At 63.4% G+C, this 978-nt stretch carries 2 protein-coding genes; both read left to right on the forward strand.

Translation table 11 applies throughout. The features are described 5' to 3' along the window. Nucleotides 1–346: ABC transporter permease subunit (locus tag U5798_RS36860; protein WP_322084877.1), on the forward strand; the 346-nt coding region annotated here is incomplete at its 5' end. Then, the coding region (locus U5798_RS36865; protein ID WP_322084878.1) for an ABC transporter permease subunit at nucleotides 343–978 on the forward strand (636 nt) is incomplete at its 3' end. The genes U5798_RS36860 and U5798_RS36865, both read left to right, overlap by 4 nt.

Raw genomic sequence — 978 nt, forward strand, 5'->3', positions numbered from 1 at the left:
GTACGCGCACCTCGTGAAGATGGACCTGACGCTGCTCGAAGCCGCGTACGACCTGGGCGCGAAGCCGTGGGTCGCGTTCACGCGCATCACGCTGCCGCTTTCGAAGAACGGGATCATCGCCGGCAGCCTGCTGGTGTTCATTCCGGCGGTGGGCGAGTACGTGATTCCGGAGCTGCTCGGCGGCGCCGACACGCTGATGATCGGCCGCGTGATGTGGGATGAGTTCTTCAACAACATGGACTGGCCGATGGCGTCGGCGGTGACGGTCGCGATGGTGCTGCTGTTGCTGGTGCCGATGGCGCTGTTCCAGTACTACCAGGTCAAGGAACTGGAGGAAGCGAAATGATCAAGCCGAGCAAACCGCTGTCGACGGGCGTCCTCGCCTTCGGCTTCCTGTTCCTGTACATCCCGATCATCAGTCTCGTCGTGTACTCGTTCAACGAGTCGAAGCTGGTGACGGTGTGGTCGGGCTTCTCGCTGAAGTGGTACGCGGCGCTGCTGGAGGATGACGAGCTGCTGACGGCCGCGTGGCTGTCGCTGAAGATCGGCCTCTTGACGGCGACGGCGTCGGTCGTGATCGGCACGTGGGCGGGCTTCGTGCTCGCGCGCTTCGGCCGCTTCAAGGGCTTCACGCTGTACACGGGGATGATCAACGCGCCGCTGGTGATTCCGGAAGTGATCCAGGGCATCTCGCTGCTGCTGCTGTTCGTGGCGCTGGAGCAGATGTTCGGCTGGCCGAAGGGGCGCGGGATGGTGACGATCTGGATCGGTCACGTGATGCTGTGCGTGTCGTACGTGGCGATCATCGTGCAGTCGCGCGTGAAGGAGATGAACAAGTCGCTGGAGGAGGCTGCGCTGGATCTGGGTGCGACGCCGCTGAAGGTGTTCTTCGTGGTGACGCTGCCGCTGATCTCGCAGGCGCTGCTGTCGGGGTGGCTGCTGTCGTTCACGCTGTCGATCGACGACCTGGTGCTGTCT

Origin of the sequence: Burkholderia sp. BCC1972 (genome assembly GCF_905339605.1) — a bacterium.
Lineage (GTDB): Bacteria > Pseudomonadota > Gammaproteobacteria > Burkholderiales > Burkholderiaceae > Burkholderia.